Origin of the sequence: Streptomyces sp. ISL-43, from assembly GCF_018614195.1 — a bacterium.
Lineage (GTDB): Bacteria > Actinomycetota > Actinomycetes > Streptomycetales > Streptomycetaceae > Streptomyces.
The window spans coordinates 63,747-85,293 of record NZ_JAGGOT010000012.1; the positions used below are offsets into that span (position 1 = coordinate 63,747).

Annotated in this window: 22 protein-coding genes and 1 riboswitch; of the genes, 17 read left to right on the forward strand and 5 right to left on the reverse strand. The window is 72.1% G+C overall.

Annotated features, from left to right (window positions below; genetic code table 11):
* Nucleotides 1-39 precede the first annotated feature (39 nt).
* The 8 genes from lepB (at nt 40) to J7F03_RS07540 (ending at nt 6,761) form a co-directional block, all read left to right on the forward strand.
* Entirely contained in the window at nt 40-816 is a 777-nt protein-coding gene (gene lepB / locus J7F03_RS07505; protein WP_214947870.1) for a signal peptidase I, read from the forward strand.
* Nucleotides 806-1,327, forward strand: a complete 522-nt coding sequence (locus J7F03_RS07510; RefSeq protein ID WP_214947871.1) for an NUDIX hydrolase — start codon at nt 806-808, stop codon at nt 1,325-1,327. Before lepB ends, J7F03_RS07510 begins: the two co-directional genes overlap by 11 nt.
* A 55-nt stretch (nt 1,328-1,382) precedes the next feature.
* Nucleotides 1,383-1,691, forward strand: a complete 309-nt coding sequence (locus tag J7F03_RS07515) for a DUF2469 domain-containing protein (protein ID WP_214947872.1) — start codon at nt 1,383-1,385, stop codon at nt 1,689-1,691.
* 118 nt (nt 1,692-1,809) lie between these two features.
* Entirely contained in the window at nt 1,810-2,181 is a 372-nt protein-coding gene (locus J7F03_RS07520; RefSeq protein WP_214947873.1) for a YraN family protein, read from the forward strand.
* Nucleotides 2,181-3,803, forward strand: a complete 1,623-nt coding sequence (locus J7F03_RS07525; RefSeq protein WP_214947874.1) for a YifB family Mg chelatase-like AAA ATPase — start codon at nt 2,181-2,183, stop codon at nt 3,801-3,803. The genes J7F03_RS07520 and J7F03_RS07525 overlap by 1 nt, the downstream gene beginning before the upstream one ends.
* Entirely contained in the window at nt 3,800-5,032 is a 1,233-nt protein-coding gene (dprA, locus tag J7F03_RS07530) for a DNA-processing protein DprA (protein WP_214947875.1), read from the forward strand. The genes J7F03_RS07525 and dprA overlap by 4 nt, the downstream gene beginning before the upstream one ends.
* 209 nt (nt 5,033-5,241) lie before the next feature.
* Nucleotides 5,242-6,078, forward strand: a complete 837-nt coding sequence (gene whiG / locus J7F03_RS07535) for an RNA polymerase sigma factor WhiG (protein ID WP_214947876.1) — start codon at nt 5,242-5,244, stop codon at nt 6,076-6,078.
* Nucleotides 6,079-6,203: 125 nt separating this feature from the next.
* Entirely contained in the window at nt 6,204-6,761 is a 558-nt protein-coding gene (locus J7F03_RS07540) for a TetR/AcrR family transcriptional regulator (protein WP_214947955.1), read from the forward strand.
* Between the two features lie 29 nt (nt 6,762-6,790).
* Here J7F03_RS07540 and J7F03_RS07545 read toward each other — a convergent pair whose 3' ends face one another.
* Nucleotides 6,791-7,291, reverse strand: coding sequence for a M23 family metallopeptidase (locus J7F03_RS07545; protein ID WP_214947877.1), 501 nt, complete (start codon nt 7,289-7,291; stop codon nt 6,791-6,793).
* 254 nt (nt 7,292-7,545) lie between these two features.
* On the opposite strand from J7F03_RS07545, the gene rpsB reads away from it, so the two are divergent.
* The 9 genes from rpsB to J7F03_RS07590 all read left to right on the forward strand — a co-directional run bounded on the left by rpsB (nt 7,546) and on the right by J7F03_RS07590 (nt 17,481).
* Entirely contained in the window at nt 7,546-8,469 is a 924-nt protein-coding gene (gene rpsB, locus J7F03_RS07550; RefSeq protein WP_214947878.1) for a 30S ribosomal protein S2, read from the forward strand.
* 135 nt (nt 8,470-8,604) lie between these two features.
* Nucleotides 8,605-9,441, forward strand: coding sequence for a translation elongation factor Ts (gene tsf, locus J7F03_RS07555; protein ID WP_214947879.1), 837 nt, complete (start codon nt 8,605-8,607; stop codon nt 9,439-9,441).
* Between the two features lie 162 nt (nt 9,442-9,603).
* Nucleotides 9,604-10,383 carry a UMP kinase gene (gene pyrH, locus J7F03_RS07560; protein WP_214947880.1) on the forward strand — a complete coding sequence of 260 codons (780 nt, stop codon included), beginning with the start codon at nt 9,604-9,606 and terminating at the stop codon, nt 10,381-10,383.
* A gap of 99 nt (nt 10,384-10,482) precedes the next feature.
* A complete protein-coding gene (gene frr / locus J7F03_RS07565; protein WP_214947881.1) occupies nt 10,483-11,040 on the forward strand; it encodes a ribosome recycling factor in 558 nt (185 codons plus the stop codon).
* Nucleotides 11,040-12,119, forward strand: a complete 1,080-nt coding sequence (locus tag J7F03_RS07570) for a phosphatidate cytidylyltransferase (RefSeq protein WP_214947882.1) — start codon at nt 11,040-11,042, stop codon at nt 12,117-12,119. The genes frr and J7F03_RS07570 overlap by 1 nt, the downstream gene beginning before the upstream one ends.
* Nucleotides 12,120-12,305: 186 nt before the next feature.
* Nucleotides 12,306-13,418: a 23S rRNA (adenine(2503)-C(2))-methyltransferase RlmN gene (rlmN, locus tag J7F03_RS07575; protein WP_214947883.1), complete on the forward strand. Its 1,113-nt coding sequence runs from the start codon at nt 12,306-12,308 to the stop codon at nt 13,416-13,418.
* 58 nt (nt 13,419-13,476) lie between these two features.
* Nucleotides 13,477-13,585: riboswitch (TPP riboswitch) on the forward strand.
* A gap of 85 nt (nt 13,586-13,670) precedes the next feature.
* Nucleotides 13,671-14,771, forward strand: coding sequence for a thiamine ABC transporter substrate binding subunit (locus J7F03_RS07580; protein WP_214947884.1), 1,101 nt, complete (start codon nt 13,671-13,673; stop codon nt 14,769-14,771).
* Between the two features lie 62 nt (nt 14,772-14,833).
* Complete coding sequence (locus J7F03_RS07585; protein ID WP_214947956.1) at nt 14,834-16,450, forward strand: iron ABC transporter permease; 1,617 nt, start codon at nt 14,834-14,836, stop codon at nt 16,448-16,450.
* Nucleotides 16,450-17,481 (forward strand): ABC transporter ATP-binding protein, encoded by a 1,032-nt coding sequence (locus tag J7F03_RS07590; protein ID WP_214947885.1) that lies wholly within the window; start codon nt 16,450-16,452, stop codon nt 17,479-17,481. The genes J7F03_RS07585 and J7F03_RS07590 overlap by 1 nt, the downstream gene beginning before the upstream one ends.
* Before the next feature lie 39 nt (nt 17,482-17,520).
* On the opposite strand, the gene J7F03_RS07595 is transcribed toward J7F03_RS07590, so the two are convergent.
* The 4 genes from J7F03_RS07595 to J7F03_RS07610 all read right to left on the reverse strand — a co-directional run bounded on the left by J7F03_RS07595 (nt 17,521) and on the right by J7F03_RS07610 (nt 21,478).
* The gene (locus tag J7F03_RS07595) at nt 17,521-18,420 is read right to left on the reverse strand and encodes a hypothetical protein (protein ID WP_214947886.1); all 900 of its coding nucleotides are present in this window, start codon (nt 18,418-18,420) and stop codon (nt 17,521-17,523) included.
* A gap of 87 nt (nt 18,421-18,507) precedes the next feature.
* Nucleotides 18,508-19,605, reverse strand: coding sequence for an LOG family protein (locus tag J7F03_RS07600; RefSeq protein WP_214947887.1), 1,098 nt, complete (start codon nt 19,603-19,605; stop codon nt 18,508-18,510).
* A gap of 26 nt (nt 19,606-19,631) precedes the next feature.
* On the reverse strand, nt 19,632-20,705 hold the full coding sequence (locus J7F03_RS07605; protein ID WP_214947888.1) for a hypothetical protein: 1,074 nt from the start codon (nt 20,703-20,705) through the stop codon (nt 19,632-19,634).
* Nucleotides 20,687-21,478, reverse strand: a complete 792-nt coding sequence (locus J7F03_RS07610) for an ABC transporter ATP-binding protein (RefSeq protein ID WP_374104282.1) — start codon at nt 21,476-21,478, stop codon at nt 20,687-20,689. Before J7F03_RS07610 ends, J7F03_RS07605 begins: the two co-directional genes overlap by 19 nt.
* Nucleotides 21,479-21,547 lie beyond the last annotated feature (69 nt).

Sequence of the window (21,547 nt, forward strand, 5' to 3'; positions counted from 1 at the left end):
CCGCCCAGGTCGACGATCTCCGAGGGTGGGGGCGCTCCAATGGGCGGAAAACGAGCAATACGAGCAGGTGACGGCGATGGCCGCGGCGGCTTCGGCAACATGTTGTCGGGAATCGCCGTGGCCATCGGCTTTGTGCTCTTCCTTGGCGGGTTCGTGTGGGGAGCCGTCGTGTACCAGCCCTACACGGTGCCGACCGACTCGATGGTGCCGACGGTGAAGCCCGGGGACCGGGTGCTGGCACAGCGCATCGACGGGGGCGAGGTGCGCCGCGGGGACGTGGTCGTCTTCAAGGACGACCTGTGGAGCGATTCGCCGATGGTCAAGCGGGTCGTGGGCATCGGCGGGGACACCGTCAAGTGCTGCGGCGACGGCGGCCGGCTCACCGTGAACGGCAAGGAGTTGGACGAGCCGTACATCGAGGAGGAGAAGCTCGACGTGGCGGACGCGCCGGGCGGCTCCGCCTCGCGGACCCCGTTCGAGGTGACGGTGCCCGAGGGCAACCTCTTCCTGCTGGGCGACCGGCGCGGCGCCTCGCTGGACTCCCGGGCGCACCTGCAGGAGGCCGGGCAGGGGACGGTGGCACGGTCGGCGGTGAAGGGCCGGGTCGACGCCCTCGCGTGGCCCTCCATGTCGATGCTGGAGCGGCCGGGGACCTACGCCTCCCTGCCCGGCGGGATCTCCGGGGTGGGGCCGCTGCGCCTCCAGGTGGCGGCGGTGGTGGCCGGAGCGGCCCTGGTGCTGTTCGGAGCCGTGTACGGGCCGGTCGTACGGGTTCTCACCCGCGGGCGGAGGAGGGAGCGGGCCGGTGTCCGCTGACGCGACGGGCGGGGCAGGCGCCGGCGCCGGCGTTCCGCGCAAGGTGTCGCGCGTGGTCCTGCTGGACCCCGAGGACCGGATCCTGCTGCTGCACGGCTTCGAGCCGTCGGACGCGGCGGACGACTGGTGGTTCACGCCCGGCGGCGGCCTGGAAGGGTCCGAGACCCGGGAGCAGGCCGCGCTGCGCGAACTCGCCGAGGAGACCGGGATCACCGAGGTGGAGCTGGGGCCGGTGCTGTGGCACCGCTACTGCTCGTTCCCCTTCGACGGGCGCCGCTGGGAACAGGACGAGTGGTACTTCCTGGCCCGGACCACCCAGACGGCGACCGAGATCGGCGGGCTCACCGAGCTGGAGCGGCGCAGTGTCTCCGGGGCCAGGTGGTGGACCTCCGAGGAACTTCTTGCGGCCCATGAGACGGTGTACCCGACCAGACTCGCAGAGCTGCTCCGCACGCTGCTCGACGACGGTCCTCCGGGTGCGCCCGTGAACCTGGCCCCTCAAATCGTTTAGGGGCGCACGGGCCTGGCGCACAATAGGGGGACGCACGGCTGAAGGGGAACATGCCATGAGTGCCGAGGACCTCGAGAAGTACGAGACCGAGATGGAGCTGAAGCTCTATCGCGAGTACCGCGACGTCGTCGGGCTGTTCAAGTATGTGATCGAGACCGAACGTCGCTTCTACCTCACCAACGACTACGAGATGCAGGTGCACTCGGTCCAGGGGGAGGTCTTTTTCGAAGTCTCGATGGCCGACGCATGGGTCTGGGACATGTACAGGCCGGCTCGCTTCGTCAAGCAGGTGCGGGTGCTGACCTTCAAAGACGTGAACATCGAGGAGCTCAACAAGAGCGACCTCGAGCTTCCGGGCGCCTGAGGCGGCGCCGACGGTTCACCCCCAGGGGTGAGCGGGTTATCCACAACGCCCTCGTTGTCCACCAAGATCCACAAGGCGGGCGGGGTTGCGGGACCGTCGGCGGTGGAGGTGGTGCCGGATGAACGCGAAGGGCGTGGCACAGCAGGCATTGGGGCGGTACGGCGAGGAGCTCGCGACGCGGCGGCTCACCGAGGCCGGGCTGACCGTGATCGCACGGAACTGGCGGTGCCGCAGCGGGGAGATCGACATCGTCGCCCGGGACGGGGACGCCCTCGTCGTGTGCGAGGTCAAGACACGGCGGGCGGGGGAGTTCGAGCATCCCATGGCCGCCCTCCGGCCCGGCAAGGCCGAGCGATTGCGCCGGCTCGCCGGGCGCTGGCTCGCCGACCACGGCGGACCGCCCCCGGGCGGCGTGCGCATCGACCTCGTCGGAGTCCTCCTGCCGCGGCGCGGTGCGCCCGTGGTGGAGCACATCAGGGGGGCGGCCTGATGGGCTTCGCGCGTGCCTGCTCGGTCGCCCTGGTCGGCGTCGAGGGCGTAGTGGTGGAGGTCCAGGCCGACCTCGAACCGGGTATCGCGACCTTCGCGCTGGTGGGGCTGCCCGACAAGACCCTGATCGAGAGCCGGGACCGGGTCCGGGCGGCCGTGGTGAATTCCGGAGCCACCTGGCCCCAGAAGAAGCTCACCGTGGGCCTCAGCCCGGCCTCCGTGCCGAAGTCGGGCGCCGGCTTCGATCTGGCGGTGGCCGCCGCGGTCCTGGGCGCTGCCGAGGTGGTCGACCCCGCGGTGATCGCCGATCTCGTCCTCATCGGGGAGCTGGGCCTGGACGGCCGGGTGCGCCCCGTCCGGGGGATCCTGCCTGCCGTGCTCGCCGCCGCCGAGGCCGGATACCGGCAGGTCGTGGTCCCGCAGCAGTGCGCGGCCGAGGCCATGCTCGTCCCCGACGTCTCCGTGCTGGGCGTACGCAGCCTGCGGCAGCTGATCGCGGTGCTGACCGGTGGGGAGGTCCCCGAGGAGGACCCGCCGGATCCTCCGGGGAGGCCCGACCCGATGCTGGCCGGGCTGCTCGTCCCCGGCGCCGGACTCGGCACGGGGGTGGCCCGGGACCGGGACGGGCGGGACTTCCCCGACCTGGCCGACGTCGCCGGACAGCACGCCGCGCGCCGCGCGCTGGAAGTGGCCGCCGCCGGCGGACACCACCTCTTCCTGAGCGGGCCGCCGGGCGCGGGCAAGACGATGCTGGCCGAGCGGCTCCCCTGGATCCTGCCCCCGCTCACCCGACAGGACTCACTGGAGGTCACGGCCGTCCACTCGGTCGCGGGAATCCTGCCGCCGGGTGAACCGCTCGTCGCCCGGCCCCCGTACTGCGCCCCGCACCACTCGGCGACCATGCAGTCCCTCGTCGGGGGCGGGGCCGGTGTGCCCAGGCCGGGGGCGGTGTCCCTGGCACACAAGGGGATCCTCTTCCTCGACGAGGCCGCGGAGTTCAGCACCAAGGCCCTGGACGCCCTCAGACAGCCCCTCGAGGCCGGGCACGTGGTCATCGCACGGGCCGCCGGCGTGGTACGCCTGCCGGCCAGGTTCCTGATGGTGCTCGCGGCCAATCCCTGCCCCTGCGGGCGGCACACCCTGCACGGGACCGGCTGCGAATGCCCGGTCTCGGTGATCCGGCGCTACCAGGCAAGGCTGTCGGGGCCGCTGCTCGACCGGGTGGACCTGCGGGTGGAGGTCGAGCCGGTCACCCGCTCCGATCTGCTGGGGCGCGGCGGCCGCGGCGAAGCCACGGCGGTGGTCGCCGACCGGGTGCGCGAAGCCCGTGACCGGGCGGTGGCCCGGCTGGCGGGCACCCCGTGGCGGATCAACGCCGAGGTGCCCGGGCACGAACTGCGGACCCGCTGGCAGGCCGGCCCCGGGGCGCTGGCCCTGGCGGAGCGGGACCTGGAGCGCGGGCTGCTCACCGCGCGGGGGCTGGACCGGGTGCTCCGGGTCGCCTGGACGGTCGCGGACCTGCGGGGGCGTGAGCGCCCCGACGCGCTGGACGTGGCCGTCGCCCTGGAACTGCGTACCGGAATCGCCCGCGGCGCGGCGGCGGCCATGGGGTCCGGATCGTGACCGGGCCGGAGCGGTCGGAGCGGCCGGAGCAGCCTGACGGGCGGCCGCCCGGAGAGGAGGCGGGCGCGCGGGGCGAGGTGCTCGCGCGGGCCGCGCTGACCCGGGTGCTGGAGCCCGGGGACGCGCACGGCGGGCGCTGGCTGCGCGAGTACGGGGCCGTCGGGCTGATACGGCTGCTGACCGCGCCCGAACCGGCGCCCGGGGTGCCGGCCGGGGTCGGCGCCGAGCGGCTGGCCGGATACCGCAGGCGGGCCGCTCTGGCCGATCCCCGGCGGGATCTGGCGGCCGCCGCCGAGACTGGCGGCCGGTTCGTCTGTCCCGGGTCGGCGGAGTGGCCGACCCAGCTCGACGGGCTCGGCGACGCCCGGCCCCTCGGGCTGTGGGTGCGGGGCCGGCCGAGCCTGAGGACCTGGGCGCTGCGCTCGGTGGCCGTGGTCGGGGCGCGCGCGTGCACCCCGTACGGGGCGCACATGGCACAGTCCCTCGCCGCCGGACTCGCCGAGCGCGGCTGGGTGGTCGTATCGGGCGGCGCCTACGGGATCGACGGCGCGGCCCATCGCGGGGCCCTCGGCGCGGGCGGTGCCACTGCCGCCGTGCTGGCCTGCGGGGTGGACGTCCCCTATCCGCGCGGGCACGCCGGACTGCTCGGCCGGGTCGCCGCCCAAGGGCTGCTGCTCGGGGAGCTGCCGCCCGGCAGCCACCCCACGCCGAGCCGGTTCGTCCTGCGCAACCGCGTCATCGCCGCCCTGACTCGGGGCACGGTCGTCGTGGAGGCCGCCCACCGCAGCGGGTCCCTCGTCACCGCCCGGCGGGCGCAGGCGCTCGGGAGGTGCACCATGGGCGTCCCCGGCCCGGCCACGAGCGGGCTGTTGGCCGGTGTGCACGAGCTGCTGCGCGGGGAGGCCTCTCTGGTCACGGACGCGGCGGAGGTCATCGAGCTGGTCGGAGCCATCGGCGAGCTGGCCCCGGAGCGGCGCGGCCCGGTGATCGCCCGGGACCTGCTGGACCCCGGCACCGTCCGCGTGCTCGAAGCCCTCCCGGCCGGGAGGCTCGCCGATGTGGCGGCGGTAGCCCTCGCGGCGGGCACCGGCACCGATGAAGTCATCGGCAGACTGTACGAACTTCACTCTCTGGGGTTCGTCGAACGGCAGGGCGAGGGCTGGCAGTTGATCCCGCAAGGGCCGGCGGGAGGCATGCAAACCGCAGTCACCCGGCGAGGCGGTCGTTGACCTGGGGAGTTCCGGTGAAAGAGTGAAGCCGATGAGAGACGCGGTCTTCCCGGTGGCAGTCGCCGGGACCGTGCGCCAGGCGCCGGTCCCGGGTCGCCCGCGCGAGTCGGGGCGCCTTTGCGGGCCCGCGCGATCCCGTACTCTTCGCGCACCGCGACACTTCCGTCACGCTACGCTCCCAAGGAATCCGGCTCCGGCAAAGGCGAAGCATGCCCCAGCACACCTCAGGGTCTGACCGCGCTGCGGTGCCCCCCGCTGCGCGCAGCAGCGAGCGGTCCACCGCGCCCTCGTCCCTGGAGGTGCTGTGGCGCTCGTACAAGGACTCGGGTGACGAGCGGTTGCGGGAGCAGCTGATCCTGCACTACTCGCCCCTCGTGAAGTACGTGGCCGGACGGGTCAGCGTCGGCCTGCCGCCCAATGTGGAGCAGGCCGACTTCGTCTCCTCCGGAGTCTTCGGACTCATCGACGCCATCGAGAAGTTCGACATCGAGCGGTCCATCAAGTTCGAGACGTACGCGATCACCCGGATCCGGGGCGCGATGATCGACGAGCTGCGGGCGCTGGACTGGATCCCCCGCTCGGTACGCCAGAAGGCGCGGGCCGTGGAGCGGGCCTACGCCACGCTGGAGGCCCAGCTGCGGCGCACCCCGACCGAGGGTGAGGTCGCCGGTGAGATGGGCATCGGGTTGGAGGAACTCCACGCGGTCTTCAGCCAGTTGTCGCTGGCCAACGTGGTGGCCCTGGAAGAGCTGCTGCACGTCGGCGGAGAGGGCGGCGACCGCCTCTCGCTGATGGACACCCTGGAGGACACCGCCGCGGACAACCCGGTGGAGGTCGCGGAGGACCGCGAGCTGCGTCGGCTGCTGGCGCGGGCCATCAACACACTGCCCGAGCGGGAGAAGACGGTGGTGACCCTCTACTACTACGAGGGCCTCACGCTCGCCGAGATCGGCAACGTGCTCGGCGTGACCGAGAGCCGCGTCAGCCAGATCCACACCAAGTCGGTGCTGCAGCTGCGGGCGAAGCTGGCGGACGTCGGACGCTGAGCCGCGCGTTCGGGGCGGTGGGGCGTCGTGGGCGGGTCGAAGGCGGGTCGAGGGTGCGTCCGGCGCGCGACGGCCTTGTGGTACCTCCGTAGAGTGGACGCGTGCCCAGGATTCGAGCGGCCTCCGTGGCCGAGCACCGGTCGATGCAGCGCGGCGCCCTGTTGGACGCCGCGCGTTCCCTGCTGTCCGAAGGGGGGACGGAAGCGCTGACCTTCCCCGCCCTCGCCGAGAGGACCGGCCTCGCCCGGTCCTCCGTGTACGAGTACTTCCGCTCGCGCGCCGCTGTCGTCGAAGAGCTCTGCGCGGTGGACTTCCCCGTGTGGGCGGCCGAGATCGAGGCGGCGATGTCCGAGGCGCAGACGCCGGAGGCGAAGATCGAGGCGTACGTCCGGAGCCAGCTGGGGCTGGTGGGGGACCGCCGGCACCGGGCCGTGGTGGCGATCTCGGCGAGTGAGCTGGACGCCGGGGCGCGGGAGAAGATCCGTGCCGCGCACGGGGGTCTCATCGCGATGATCGTGGAGGCGCTGGCCGCGCTGGGGCAGGCGGAGCCGCGGCTGGCGGCGATGTTGCTCCAGGGTGTCGTGGACGCGGCGGTGCGGCGGATCGAGGCGGCCTCGGGGGAGGAGCCGTCCGTCGTCACGGATGCGGCCGTGGCGATGGCTCTGCGAGGCGTCGGAGGATAGACGCCGGCCCTGGGCCCCGGGGGCCGGCCTCAGCGCCGGCCGGGGTTCAGAGGGAGCAGGCGGGGCGTCGGGTGGGGGAGGAGGCTCAGGGGGTTGAGGTAGGTCTCGGCCCGCAGGAGGCCCCAGTGGAGGCAGGAGCGGGGGCAGTGGGTGCCGTCCGTGAGGAGGGCCACCACCTGGCCCGTCGTGACTTCGGCGCCCTCCGCGACCAGGGGGCGGACCGGTTCGTAGGTCGTGCGCAGGCCGTTCGGGAGGGTCAGGGAGAGGACTCCCCGCCCCGCGACCAGGCCGGCGTAGTGGACCCGGCCCGGGCCGACCGCGCGTAGCTCCGCGCCCACCGGGGCCGCCAGGTCCACGCCGCGGTGGCCCGCCGCGTACGGCGTCGGGGGCGGGTCCCACCACCGGAGCACGGTCAGGGGAGCGGGCAGGGGGCGGGCCCCCGGTGGTCCCGCGGTCCCGGGAGCGCCCGGCGGCGCCGGCGCGGCGGCCAAGGACAAGGTGAGCAGCAGGGTGAGCAGGAGTGCGGTCATGGCACTCAGGGTCCCGCCCCGGGACGGGACCCCGCTCGGCCTGTGGACGAGCGGGATGCCTGTGGACAAGGACGTCATCCGGCATACCGCCGGGTCCCGTACACTTCTTGTGGCGATCCGGGTCACCGGGTCGACTTCGCACGTCCCAGCACACCGGCCGCTCAGGCCGGGTGACAGCGTCTCTCGGTCCCCTCGTCGGGGGCAGGGCGCGACAGGGGCGTCAGGAACCAAACCGAGAAAACAAGGAGATGGCCATGGCCGTCGTAACGATGCGGGAGCTGCTGGAAAGCGGCGTCCACTTCGGTCACCAGACCCGCCGCTGGAACCCGAAGATGAAGCGCTTCATCTTCACGGAGCGCAACGGCATCTACATCATCGACCTGCTCCAGTCGCTGTCGTACATCGACCGCGCCTACGAGTTCGTGAAGGAGACCGTCGCCCACGGCGGTTCCATCATGTTCGTCGGTACCAAGAAGCAGGCCCAGGAGGCCATCGCCGAGCAGGCGACGCGCGTTGGCATGCCGTACGTCAACCAGCGCTGGCTGGGTGGCATGCTCACCAACTTCTCCACCGTCTACAAGCGCCTTCAGCGTCTGAAGGAGCTTGAGGCGATCGACTTCGACGACGTCGCCGCGTCGGGTCTCACCAAGAAGGAGCTCCTGGTCCTCTCTCGCGAGAAGATCAAGCTGGAGAAGACCCTCGGTGGTATCCGCGAGATGTCGAAGGTCCCCAGCGCCGTCTGGATCGTCGACACCAAGAAGGAGCACATCGCCGTCGGTGAGGCGCGCAAGCTCCACATCCCGGTCGTCGCGATCCTCGACACCAACTGCGACCCCGACGAGGTCGACTACAAGATCCCGGGCAACGACGACGCGATCCGCTCCGTCACCCTGCTCACCCGCGTGATCGCCGACGCCGTCGCCGAGGGCCTCATCGCCCGTTCCGGTGCCGCCACTGGCGACTCGAAGCCGGGCGAGAAGGCCGCTGCCGAGCCGCTCGCCGAGTGGGAGCGCGACCTCCTCGAGGGCGAGAAGAAGGCCGACGACGCTGAGGCCGCTCCGGCCGAGGCCGCTGTCGAGACCCCCGCCGTCGAGGCCGAGGCCGCTCCGGCCGCCGACGCCGAGGTTGTCGCCGAGGCCGTCGTCGAGGCTCCGGCCGCCGACGCCGAGCAGGCCTGACCCACTGAGAGCGCCCGGCGTTCACGCGCCGGGCACTCACAGCACGGACGATGACGGCGGGGGAGCCGCGCCACGAGCGCGTCTCCTCCGCCGTTCACCCGTAGATCCACGACTTCGAGAGAGAATCACAGACTCATGGCGAACTACACCGCCGCTGACGTCAAGAAGCTCCGCGAGCTCACCGGCGTCGGCATGCTTGACTGCAAGAACGCGCTGGTCGAGGCCGACGGTGACGTCGACAAGGCCGTCGAGGCGCTCCGCATCAAGGGTCAGAAGGGCGTCGCCAAGCGCGAGGGCCGTTCTGCCGAGAATGGTGCCGTCGTCTCCGTCATCTCCGACGACAACACCTCCGGTGTCATCGTCGAGCTGAAGTGCGAGACGGACTTCGTCGCCAAGGGCGAGAAGTTCCTGGCCGTCACCAACGAGCTGGCCGCGCACATCGCCGCGACGTCCCCGGCCGACACCGAGGCGCTCCTCGCGTCCGAGATCGCCCCCGGCAAGACCGTCCAGGCGTTCGTGGACGAGGCCAACGCCAACCTCGGCGAGAAGATCGTCCTGGACCGCTTCGCGCAGTTCACCGGCGGTTACGTCTCGGCGTACATGCACCGCACGATGCCCGACCTGCCGTTCCAGATCGGCGTCCTGGTCGAGCTCGACAAGGAGAACGCCGAGGTCGCCCGCGGCGTCGCGCAGCACATCGCCGCGTTCGCGCCGAAGTGGCTCTCCAAGGAGGACGTGCCGGCCGAGGTCGTCGAGTCCGAGCGTCGCGTGGCCGAAGAGGTCACCCGCGCGGAGGGCAAGCCCGAGGCTGCCCTGCCGAAGATCGTCGAGGGTCGTGTCAACGGCTTCTTCCGCGACAACACGCTGCTCGGCCAGGCTTACGCCCTGGACGCCAAGAAGTCCGTCCAGAAGGTTCTGGACGAGGCCGGTGTCACCCTGGTGCGCTTCTCGCGCATCAAGGTCGGCATCTGAGTCCGTCCGTACGCGACGGACACCGGACCCCGGTAGGGTCTGAAGCAGTCGTCCGCGTCCGCGCAGGACGACCGCAGATCTGACGAGGAGGCCATTGCCGTAGAGGGAACCGCGAGGACCCACCGGCAATGGCCTTCTTCGTATGTGCACGAGGAGATCTCCATGAATCAGGGCGTGGACACCCACACCGCTTCCGACGACAAGAGCGACCAGGACAAGAAGGGCCGCCGCTTCATGCTGAAGCTGTCGGGCGAGGCCTTCTCCGGTGGCGGAGGACTGGGCGTCGACCCCGACGTCGTCCACGCCATCGCGCGCGAGATCGCCGCGGTGGTCCGCGACGGCTCGGAGATCGCTGTCGTGATCGGCGGCGGCAACTTCTTCCGCGGCGCCGAACTGCAGCAGCGCGGCATGGACCGGGCCCGGTCCGACTACATGGGCATGCTCGGCACGGTCATGAACTGCCTCGCCCTCCAGGACTTCCTGGAGAAGGAGGGCATCGACTCCCGGGTCCAGACCGCCATCACCATGGGCCAGGTCGCCGAGCCGTACATCCCGCTGCGCGCCGTGCGCCACCTGGAGAAGGGCCGCGTCGTCATCTTCGGCGCCGGCATGGGCATGCCCTACTTCTCCACCGACACCACGGCCGCCCAGCGCGCCCTGGAGATCGACGCGGAAGCCCTGCTCATGGGCAAGAACGGCGTCGACGGGGTCTACGACTCGGACCCCAAGAAGAACCCGGACGCCGTGAAGTTCGACGCGCTGGAATACAGCGAGGTGCTCTCCCGCGACCTCAAGGTCGCCGATGCCACCGCCATCACGCTGTGCCGCGACAACAAGCTGCCGATCCTGGTCTTCGAGCTGCTCGCCGAGGGCAATATCGCGCGCGCCGTCAAGGGTGAGAAGATCGGCACGCTCGTCAGCGACCAGAGCACCCGGGCCTGAGGGCTCGGGCCCGAGCACACCGCTGCCGGTTCGAACCCCGCCGGGCCGAACCGGCTCCGCCCGCCTGAACCATCCATTTCTGACATGCAGGAGCACGTGGTGACCGAAGAGATCCTCCTCGAGGCCGAGGAGAAGATGGAAAAGGCCGTCGTCGTCGCCAAGGAAGACTTCGCCGCGATTCGCACCGGTCGTGCGCACCCGGCGATGTTCAACAAGATCGTGGCGGAGTACTACGGCGCCATCACGCCCATCAACCAGCTCGCCTCCTTCTCGGTGCCCGAGCCGCGCATGGCCATCGTGACCCCGTTCGACAAGAGCGCCCTGCGCAACATCGAGCAGGCCATCCGCGACTCCGACCTGGGCGTCAACCCCAGCAACGACGGCAGCATCATCCGGGTGACCTTCCCCGAGCTGACGCAGGACCGCCGCAAGGAGTACATCAAGGTCGCGCGCACCAAGGCCGAGGACTCCAAGGTCTCGATCCGCGCCATCCGCCGCAAGGCGAAGGACGCCCTCGACAAGCTCGTCAAGGACAAGGAAGCCGGCGAGGACGAGGTGCGCCGCGCCGAGAAGGAGCTCGACGACACCACCGCGAAGTACGTCGCGCAGGTGGACGAGCTGCTCAAGCACAAGGAAGCCGAGCTCCTCGAAGTCTGATGAACGACACTTCCTGGCAGCCGGAGCCGGTTCCGGCGGGTCCCGCATACGATGCGCAGGCGGGCCCGCACACTCGGCCCATGCCCATCGTGCCCGATGCCGCCGGCCGTGACTTCGACGACCGGGAAGCACGCGATCGGGGGGCCGCCGCTGACGGCGGCTCCCTCTTCCGCGCCGAGACGCCGCCGCAGGAGCCCATGCCCAGCCCCCCGCCGCCCCCGCCTTCGTCGGCACCGCAGGACCCCCCGCCACCGCCTCAGAAGAAGCGTGCGGGGCGGGATCTGCGTGCCGCCATAGGGGTCGGCGTCGGCCTCGGCGCGGTGATCTTCGCTTCGCTGTTCATCGTCAAGGCGGTCTTCGTCGGCGTCGTCGTCGTCGCGGTCGTCGTGGGCCTGTGGGAGCTCACTTCCCGGCTCCAGGAGAAGAAGGGCGTCAAGGCCCCGCTGGTCCCGCTCGCTATCGGCGGCGCGGCGATGGTCATCGCCGGGTACGTCCGCGGGGCCGAGGGCGCCTGGGTGGCGATGGCCCTGACGGCCCTCGCGGTCCTGGTCTGGCGGATGACCGAACCGCCCGAGGACTACCTCAAGGACGTCACCGCCGGGGTCTTCGCGGCGTTCTACGTGCCCTTCCTGGCCACGTTCGTCGCGATGCTGCTCACCGCCGAGGACGGGCCGCAGCGCGTGGTCACCTTCCTGGTCCTGACCGTCGTCAGCGATACCGGGGCCTACGCGGTGGGCTGGCGCTTCGGCAAGACCAAGCTCGCCCCGCGCATCAGCCCCGGCAAGACCCGCGAAGGGCTCCTGGGGGCCGTGGCCTTCGCGATGGCGGCCGGCGCGCTGTGCATGGAGTTCCTGATCGACGGGGGCGTCTGGTGGCAGGGCCTGCTGCTGGGCCTGGCCGTCGCGGTCAGCGCCACGCTGGGCGACCTCGGCGAGTCCATGATCAAGAGGGACCTCGGCATCAAGGACATGGGCACGCTGCTGCCGGGTCACGGCGGCATCATGGACCGGCTGGACTCCCTGCTGCCCACCGCCCCGGTGGTGTGGCTGCTGCTGGCGGCGTTCGTGGGTACGGGCTGATCCCTGCTGCCGTCGCCGGCACGGGCTGACACGGCCCGGCGGAGCACCCGGTCGGGGGCTTCTCACCGGGGGACCCCGCCCAGGCGGGCGACGTATCACGAAAAGCCTCGGCGGGGCCGGGGCGGTTACTCTTGGAAGGCGCGCTGCTTCTGCGGCGCGCCTTTCGTCTTACAAGGAGTACCTGCCATGGCCCGCCCTGTCCCGGGAGAGCTCACTTTCGTCGCCCCTCGTGGAGCGAAGAAGCCGCCCCGGCACCTCGCCGACCTCACCCCCGAGGAGCGCCGGGAGGCCGTCGCCGCGATCGGTGAGAAGCCGTTCCGGGCCAAGCAGCTCTCCCAGCACTACTTCGCCCGCTACGCGCACGACCCGGCCGAGTGGACCGACATTCCGGCGGGCTCCCGCGAGAAGCTCCGCGACGAGCTGCTGCCGGACCTGATGAACGTCATCCGCCACATCTCCTGTGACGACGACACCACCCGCAAGACCCTGTGGAAGCTGCACGACGGCACGCTCGTCGAGTCCGTGCTGATGCGCTACCCCGACCGGGTCACCATGTGTATCTCCTCGCAGGCCGGCTGCGGCATGAACTGTCCGTTCTGTGCCACCGGCCAGGCCGGTCTCGACCGGAACCTGTCCACCGCCGAGATCGTCCACCAGATCGTCGACGGCATGCGCGCCCTGCGCGACGGCGAGGTCCCCGGCGGGCCGGCCCGGCTGTCGAACATCGTCTTCATGGGAATGGGCGAGCCGCTCGCCAACTACAACCGCGTCGTCGGCGCCATCCGCCGCCTCACCGACCCGGAGCCCGACGGCCTGGGCCTGTCCCAGCGCGGGATCACCGTCTCCACCGTCGGCCTGGTGCCGGCCATGCTGCGCTTCGCCGACGAGGGCTTCAAGTGCCGCCTCGCCGTCTCGCTGCACGCGCCGGACGACGAGCTGCGCGACACGCTGGTCCCCGTGAACACCCGCTGGAACGTCCGCGAGGTGCTCGGCGCGGCCTGGGAGTACGCGGAGAAGTCCGGCCGCCGGATCTCCATCGAGTACGCCCTGATCCGCGACATCAACGACCAGGCCTGGCGTGGCGACCTGCTCGGCAAGCTGCTCAAGGGCAAGCGCGTACACGTCAACCTGATCCCGCTGAACCCGACGCCGGGCTCGAAGTGGACCGCCTCGCGGCCCGAGGACGAGAAGGCGTTCGTGGAGGCCATCGCCCGCCACGGCGTGCCGGTCACCGTACGTGACACCCGCGGTCAGGAGATCGACGGCGCGTGCGGTCAGCTCGCCGCCTCGGAGCGCTGATTTTCGCCAGTCGAGGTTCACATTCGGCCACGGGGTACCCTGTGGCCGAACCAATTTCATATTCCGACAGGGGAGCGCCACAGCGCTGAGAGTGCGGTAACCGTCACCGCAGACCCTCTGAACCTCGCCCCGGTCATTCGGGGTAGGAAGTTCGGTCATCACTCAAGCTGTTGCGCCCTGCCCGGCGTCCGCTCCCACAGAGCGCCGGGCGGGGCCGCGTCTTCTCCTGGACATCCCAGGAGGAAAATCACAGTGAGCACCACCAAGAAGCTCGCGGGCGTCGCACTCGCGGCCGCGCTCGGCGTCACCACGCTCAGTGCCTGCGGCGGCTCCGACGCCAAGGACAAGTCCGCGGGCGCGAGCGACGCCCCCAAGTCCAAGACGGTCACCCTCGTCTCGCACGACTCCTTCAACGTGACCGACACGGTCCTCAAGGAGTTCGAGCAGCAGAGCGGCTACACCGTCAAGGTCCTGAAGTCGGGAGACGCGGGCGCGGCGCTGAACCAGGAGATCCTGACCAAGGGCTCCCCGCGCGGCGACGTCTTCTTCGGCGTGGACAACACGCTCCTCTCGCGCGCCCTCGACAACGGCATCTTCACGCCGTACGAGGCCAAGGGGCTGGCCGGGGTGAAGCCGGAGTTCGTGCTGGACAAGGAGCACCGGGTCACCCCGATCGACTCCGGCGACATCTGCGTCAACTACGACAAGGCCTACTTCGCCGACAAGAAGATCGCCCCGCCGCAGACGCTGGACGACCTGATCAAGCCGGAGTACAAGAACCTGCTGGTCACCGAGAACGCCGCGACCTCCTCGCCCGGTCTCGGCTTCCTCCTCGCCTCCGTCGGCAAGTACGGCGAGGACGGCTGGAAGGACTACTGGAGCAAGCTGAAGGCCAACGGCGTCGAGGTCGTCGACGGCTGGGAGCAGGCCTACAACGAGCGCTTCTCCGCTTCGGCGGGCGGCAAGAAGGCCAAGGGCGACCGCCCGCTGGTCGTCTCCTACGCCTCCAGCCCGCCGGTCGAGGTGCTCTACGGTGAGCCGCAGCCGGCCGAGGCCCCGACGGGCGTCGCGACCGGTACGTGCTTCCGGCAGACCGAGTTCGCGGGTCTGCTCAAGGGCGCGAAGAACGAAGAGGGCGGCAAGGCGCTCCTGGACTTCCTGATCTCCAAGAAGTTCCAGGAGGACATGCCGCTCCAGATGTTCGTGAACCCCGTGACCAAGGACGCGACGCTGCCCGAGCTCTTCACGAAGCACGGCGTCGTGATCGAGAAGCCCGAGACGGTCGCCCCGGATGCCATCGCGAAGAACCGCGACCAGTGGGTCAAGGCGTGGTCGACGCTCGTCGTGAAGTAGTGGGACGAGTGGATGCCGCCCCGAAGGAGAGCGGGCGGGCCACGGTCGTCAGGCTCGCTCTGATGGCCGTCCCGCTCCTCTTCTTCGGGCTGTTCTTCGCGTATCCCGTCGCCGCGATCGTCGGGCGCGGGCTCAAGACCGACACCGGCTGGCAGTTCGGCCGGATCGGCGAGGTGCTGGCCAGGCCCGACATCGGTGACGTGCTCTGGTTCACCACCTGGCAGGCGCTCGCCTCGACGGTGCTCACGCTCCTGATCGCACTCCCCGGCGCGTACGTCTTCGCGCGCTTCGAGTTCCCCGGCAAGCAACTGCTGCGGGCGCTCGTGACGGTGCCGTTCGTGCTGCCGACCGTCGTGGTCGGCACCGCCTTCCTGGCGCTCGTGGGGCGGGGCGGTCTGCTGGACGAGGTGTGGGGGATCCGCCTCGACACGACCGTGTGGGCGATCCTGCTGGCGCACGTCTTCTTCAACTACGCCGTCGTCATCCGCACCGTCGGCGGCCTGTGGGCGCAGCTGGACCCGCGCCAGGAGGAGGCCGCCCGGGTACTGGGCGCCGGGCGGTTCGCCGCCTGGCGGCGCGTGACGCTGCCCGCGCTGGCTCCGGCGGTGGCCGCCGCTTCGCTGATGGTGTTCCTGTTCACCTTCTCCTCCTTCGGCGTCGTGCAGATCCTGGGCGGGCCCTCGTACTCCACCCTGGAGGTGGAGGTCTACCGGCAGACCGCGCAGCTCCTGGACCTGCCGACGGCCGCCGTACTGACGATGGTGCAGTTCGCCGCCATCGGCGCGATCCTCGGTGTGCACGCCTGGACCGTGCGCAAGCGGGAGACCGCGCTGCGGCTCGTGGACCCGGGGCGGACCACGCACCGGCCGCGCGGCCGGGCGCAGCGGGCCCTGCTCGGCGGGGTGCTCCTGACGGTGGCGCTGCTGATCGTGCTCCCGCTCGGCGTGCTCGTGGAACGGTCCCTCGACGCCCCCGGCGGCTACGGCCTCGGCTTCTACCGGGCGCTCCAGGAAGTCGGCGCCGGCGGCGGGACCTTCCTGGTGCCGCCGCTCGAGGCGATCTGGAACTCCCTGCAGTACGCCCTGGCCGCCACCGCCATCGCGCTGGCCGTCGGCGGGCTCGCGGCCGCCGCCCTGACCCGGCGCGCGGGCCGCTTCGTACGCGGCTTCGACGCGCTGCTGATGCTGCCGCTCGGGGTATCGGCCGTGACGGTCGGCTTCGGCTTCCTCATCACCCTCGACGAGCCGCCGCTGGACCTGCGGACCTCGTGGATCCTGGTGCCGCTGGCCCAGGCGCTGGTGGGCGTGCCGTTCGTCGTACGGACCATGCTGCCCGTGCTGCGCGCGGTGGACGAGCGGCTGCGGGAGGCCGCCGCCGTGCTCGGCGCGTCCCCGCTGCGGGTCTGGCGGGAGGTGGACCTGCCGATGGTGCGGCGGGCCCTGCTGATCGCGGCCGGCTTCGCCTTCGCCGTTTCCCTCGGGGAGTTCGGGGCGACCGTCTTCATCGCGCGGCCGGACCATCCGACGCTGCCGGTCGCCGTGGCGCGGCTGCTGGGCCGGGCGGGGCAGATGAACTACGGGCAGGCGATGGCCCTGAGCACGATCCTGATGCTGGTGTGCGCGGTGTCCCTGCTGGCGCTGGAGCGACTGCGACCCGACAAGACCTCCGGAGAGTTCTGATGGCCCTGCTTCAGCTGGAAGGGGTGTCGGTCCGCTTCGGTGAGCGCGCGGACGCGTACGCCCTGGATCGCGTGGACCTGCGGGTCGCCGAGCACGAGACCGTGTGCGTGCTCGGACCGAGCGGGAGCGGCAAGTCCACCCTGCTGCGGGTCGTGGCCGGGCTCCAGTCCGTCTCGGGCGGACGGGTGCTGCTCGGCGGCGCCGACCAGGCCGCGGTGCCCGTGCACCGGCGGGGGGTGGGCCTGATGTTCCAGGACCACCAGCTGTTCCCGCACCGGGACGTGGGCGGGAACGTGGCGTTCGGGCTGCGGATGCGGGGCTCTTCGAAGACGTCCTCCGAGGGCCGCGTCGCGGAGCTCCTGGAGCTGGTCGGGCTCCCCGGGGCGCAGGGCCGGGCGGTGGCCTCGCTCTCCGGCGGCGAGCAGCAGCGGGTCGCGCTGGCCAGGGCGCTGGCGCCGTCGCCGCGGGTGCTGATGCTGGACGAGCCGCTCGGGCAGCTGGACCGGGGGCTGCGCGAGCGGCTCGTCGTGGAGCTCCGGGGGCTGTTCGCGCGGCTGGGGACCACCGTGCTGGCCGTCACGCACGACCAGGGCGAGGCGTTCGCGCTGGCCGACCGGGTGGTCGTGATGCGGGACGGGCGGATCGCGCAGGCGGGGACGCCGCTGGAGGTGTGGGAGCGGCCGGCGTCGGAGTTCGTGGCGCGGTTCCTGGGCTTCGAGAACGTGATCGAAACCGTGGTCTCGGGCGGGGTCGCCGCCACGGCGTGGGGCGAGGTGCAGGTCCCCGCCGGGGCTCCGGAGGGGGAGCGCCAGGTGCTGATCCGGCCGGCCGGGGTCGTGCTGTCGCCCCAGGGGCTGGGCTGCGAGGTGCTCACCCGGACCTTCCGGGGCACGCACGTCGCGCTCCTGCTGCGGCCGCAGGCCGGGCCGGTTTTGGAGGCGGAATGCGGGCTGGCCGGGGCCCCGGCGGTCGGGGACCGGGTCGCGGTGACGTTCGCCCCGGCCGAGGTGGTCGTCCTGCCGGGGGAGTAGCGCCGCTGCGGCGGGGCTCCGCCTCCGGACCCCCGCGCCTCACACGCCGGCGGGGCTGAGTTCCGCGGGTGCGTCCGCCTCGTCGTGGTTGCCGAACCAGGCGACCGCCACCGCGCCGGTGACCGCCAGGACGAAGCCGAGGACCGCCAGCCAGGCCATGCCGGGGCGGGAGGCGTCGCCGAGCCAGAGGACGCCGATCGCGCCGGGCAGGACGGTCTCGCCGACCACCAGGGCGGCGGTGGCGCCGTTCACCGAGCCGATCTGGAGCGCCACCGTGTGGAGGTACATGCCGCCGACCCCCGCCAGCACGATGGCGTAGAGGGCCGGGTCGGACAGGAGGGCGGGGAACGAGAACGGCTCGACGCCGTTCAGGATGCGGACCCCGACCCCCAGGGCGCCGAAGGCCAGGCCCGAGAGCAGGCCCGCCAGGATCGCGGCCCGGCTGCCGAGGAGGCGTACCGCCACCGTGCCGCCCACGATGATCAGCACGGTCACCGCCAGCAGCCACCAGTGCGTGGCCGCCGGTGCGTGGTGGCCGCCCTCGTGGCCCGCCGCCGTCGCCAGCAGGACCAGCGCCGTGCAGACGACCCCGATCGAGGTCCATTCCTTGCGCGTCAGCCGGATCCCCAGCATCTTCACGCTCAGCACGGCCGTGATCACCAGGTTGGCGCTGATGACGGTCTGCGAGAGGAAGAGGGGAAGGAGGCGCGCGGCCAGGGCGCCGAGGCCGAAGCCCACGAAGTCCAGGATCGTGCCGACGATGAACTCCCAGGTCATCGCGGCCTTCGCGGTGGAGGAGAGGTTCGGGCCGCCGTGCTGTGTGACTCCGGCGGCGGCCGGTGACATGCGGGCCGCCCGCCGGGAGCCCACGGCTTGCAGGACGGATCCCGTGCCGTAGCAGATGGATGCCGCGATGGCGGTCAGCAGGCCTATGAGCACCCGGGGGCTCCGTTCACGTCTGGCAGGTTTTGCGTTGTGCGTACCTCTAGCAGACGTGTGGAAGGGGCGGGAAGTTGCCTGCCGGGGTCAGCTCATTGCGGCGAGTACGGCCGCGACCTCGTCCACGGAGTCGACCAGCGCGATCCGGGACTCCATCGCGCGGCCGCGGGCCAGCGCCTGGAGCAGCGGCCAGGCCGGGAGGTGCTCGGTCCAGTGGGCGCGGCCGACGAGGACCATCGGCGTCGGCTCGCCCCGGGACCCGTAGTAGTTCGGCGTCGCGTTGTCGAAGATCTCCTGGACCGTTCCCGCCGCGCCCGGCAGGAACACCACGCCCGCGTTGGACCGGGCGAGCAGCCCGTCCTCCCGGGTGGCGTTCGCGAAGTACTTCGCGATGTGGCCGGCGAAGGCGTTCGGCGGCTCGTGCCCGTAGAACCACGTCGGGATGCCCACCGAGTCGCCTCCGACGCCGGCCGGCCAGCGTTCGCGTACGGCGAAGGCCGCCTGCGCCCAGTCGGAGACGGACGGGGCGAAGGACGGGGCCCCGGCCAGGATCTTCAGGGCCTCGGGCAGGGCGTCGTCGGGGGCAGGGGCGAGGTACGCGCCGAGGTTGGCCGCCTCCATCGCGCCCGGGCCGCCGCCGGTGGCCACCGTCAGCCCGGAGCGGGTCAGGGACCGGCCGAGCTCGGCCGCGCCCTGGTACTCGCCGCCGCCGCGGGCCATGGCGTGGCCGCCCATCACGCCGACCACGCGTGCGCCGGCGAGGTGTTCGTCGAGGGCGTCGGAGATGGCGTCGTCGTGGATGGAGCGCAGCATCGAGGAGAAGATGTCGCCGTCCGCCTTGGTCTCCTGGAACCAGGCGTAGGACTCGGCGTCCGGGGTGGCCCCGTAGCCGGCGGCCAGTCCCGCGAACAGCTCCTCGGCCGTGTACAGCAGGCCCCGGTAGGGGTTGAAGGGCAGGTCGGGGACGGGCGGGAAGACCAGCGCACCGTCCGCGCGCACCTTCGCCGAGGCGTCGGGCTCCATCGCGCAGCCCAGGAACACGGCCGCCGAGGTGTCGGCGGACAGCAGCGCGAAGGTCCGCTCCAGCAGGTTGACGGACTGGATCCGGTACCCGCTGAGCGAGCCGCGGGCCACGACCCGGTCGAATTCGGCGAGCGTCTCGATCTCGATGTCTGCGTTGACCATTCGGCCCACCCTAAGGGCTGGCCGGGTCAGCGGGTCAATGCCAGCGACGTCAGCTGTGACACACCCCAGCTGAGCGGCAGGCACACCGCCATCAGCGCGGTGGCCCGTACGGTCGCGGCCGTACGCAGGACCCTGCCCGGGGCGCCGAGGCCGGTCAGGGTCTCGCGGGTGGCGGCCCGGGCCTGGCGGACCTCGACCGCGGAAGTGAGAAGAGTCGCGGCCGCGCACAGCGCCACCAGGGCCGCGGCGGGTGCGGTCAGCGGGCCGAGCGGGACCTGCAGGCCTCCGTGTCCGCGCAGGGCCCAGGCGCTGAGGGAGCCCGCGGCGACGGCGCACAGGACCCCGAGGGGCGCGCCGAGCCGGGGGGCCTCCTCCTGGAGCGCCCGTCCGGCGAGCAGCCGGAGCGCGCCCGGGCGGACGGCCTGGACGAGCGTCCCGCAGGCGTAGGCCAGGCCGGGACCGGCGAGGGCGAGCCCGCCGGCGGTCAGGGCCCAGCCCGCGGGCAGGGCGGCGCCGCCGGGTTCGGCGTAGGCCAGGGCGGCGAGTCCGCAGGCGGCGAGGGCGATGCCCCAGGGCAGCACGGTCTGCGGGGCCGGCCGGGTGTGGGGGCGCAGGGCGAGGGCGGTGGCGGCCGAAGCGGCCAGCGGCAGCAGGGCCAGCAGGGTGAGGGCGGCCGCCACGGGCAGCGGCCGGTCCGCGTGCAGCAGCTCCGCCCCGGCGCCGTCGAAGGGCAGCCCGGTGACGTCTCCGCGCAGATGCAGGAAGACGGCCAGGGCCACGGCGCTGCCGAGGGTGCAGGCGACGGCGGTGGAGATCGCCGCGACCAGGGTGAGCCGTACGGGTCCCAGCCCGGCCGCGTCGAGGCCCTCCCGGGGTCGCGTCGCCGGGTCGCTGCGGGCCACGGCGACGGCGAACTGGACGGTGACGGCGAGCGGGACCAGGGCCCACAGCAGGCGAGGGAACGATCCGGCGGGCCGGGCCGTGGCCTCCGCGAGCACGTACAGCAGCAGGAAACCGCTGCCGGCCGAGGCGGCGGCGACCAGCAGCCTGCGCAGCTGGACCAGCGGGCGGGAGCCGCGGGCTAGGCGGAGAGCGAGCACGCGGCCTGGTCCTCCGGGGGCTGGGGGAAGGAGGTCTGTGGTGCGGCGGCGGCCGCGGCTGTGGCCGCGCGGCCGTCGAGCAGGGCGAACCGCCGGTCGGCGACGGCCGCGGTCTCCTCGTCGTGGGTGGCCAGCAGGACCGTGATCTCGTGCGAGCGGGCCGCGGTGGTGAGCGTACGGAGCAACAGCGCGCGCTCGGCGCGGTGCAGGGGGGCCGTGGGCTCGTCGGCGAAGATCACCACGGGCTCGCCGGCGAGGGCTCGGGCGAGGGCGACGCGCTGGGACTCGGCCCGGTTGAGCGCGCTGGGGTGCTTGCGGGCGAAGGCGCCGATGTCGAGGCGGTCCAGCCATTCGCAGGCGGCCCGTTTGGCGCTGCGGTGGGTCGCGCCCGCGATCAGCAGCGGCAGCGCGGCGTTCTCCCAGACCCGGAGCTCGGGCAGCAGCTGCGGCTCGGGGCCGATCCAGCCGAACCGGTCGCGGCGCAGCCGCTCGCGGGCCAGGGCTCCCATGGTGTGCACGGGGACGCTGTTGAACCAGACCTCTCCCTGCTCGGGCCTCAGCTGTCCCGAGAGGCAGCGCAGCAGGGTGGTCTTGCCGCTGCCGCGCGGGCCGGTGACGGCGAGGATCTCGCCCGCGCGGACGCCCATCGAGACCCCGATGAGGCCCGGCGAACCGCTGTGGGAGTAGTGAATGGACCGTGCCCAGAGCAGATCGTCTTGAGGCGGGGCATTGTCTGGCGGAGCGTTGTCCCGTGGAGCCACCATGGCGTACACCTCCGTCCGGGGGAACGAAGCGGAGCCCGCTTGGTCACTGGCGCCGCAATGAGATGTAAAGAGATGAAC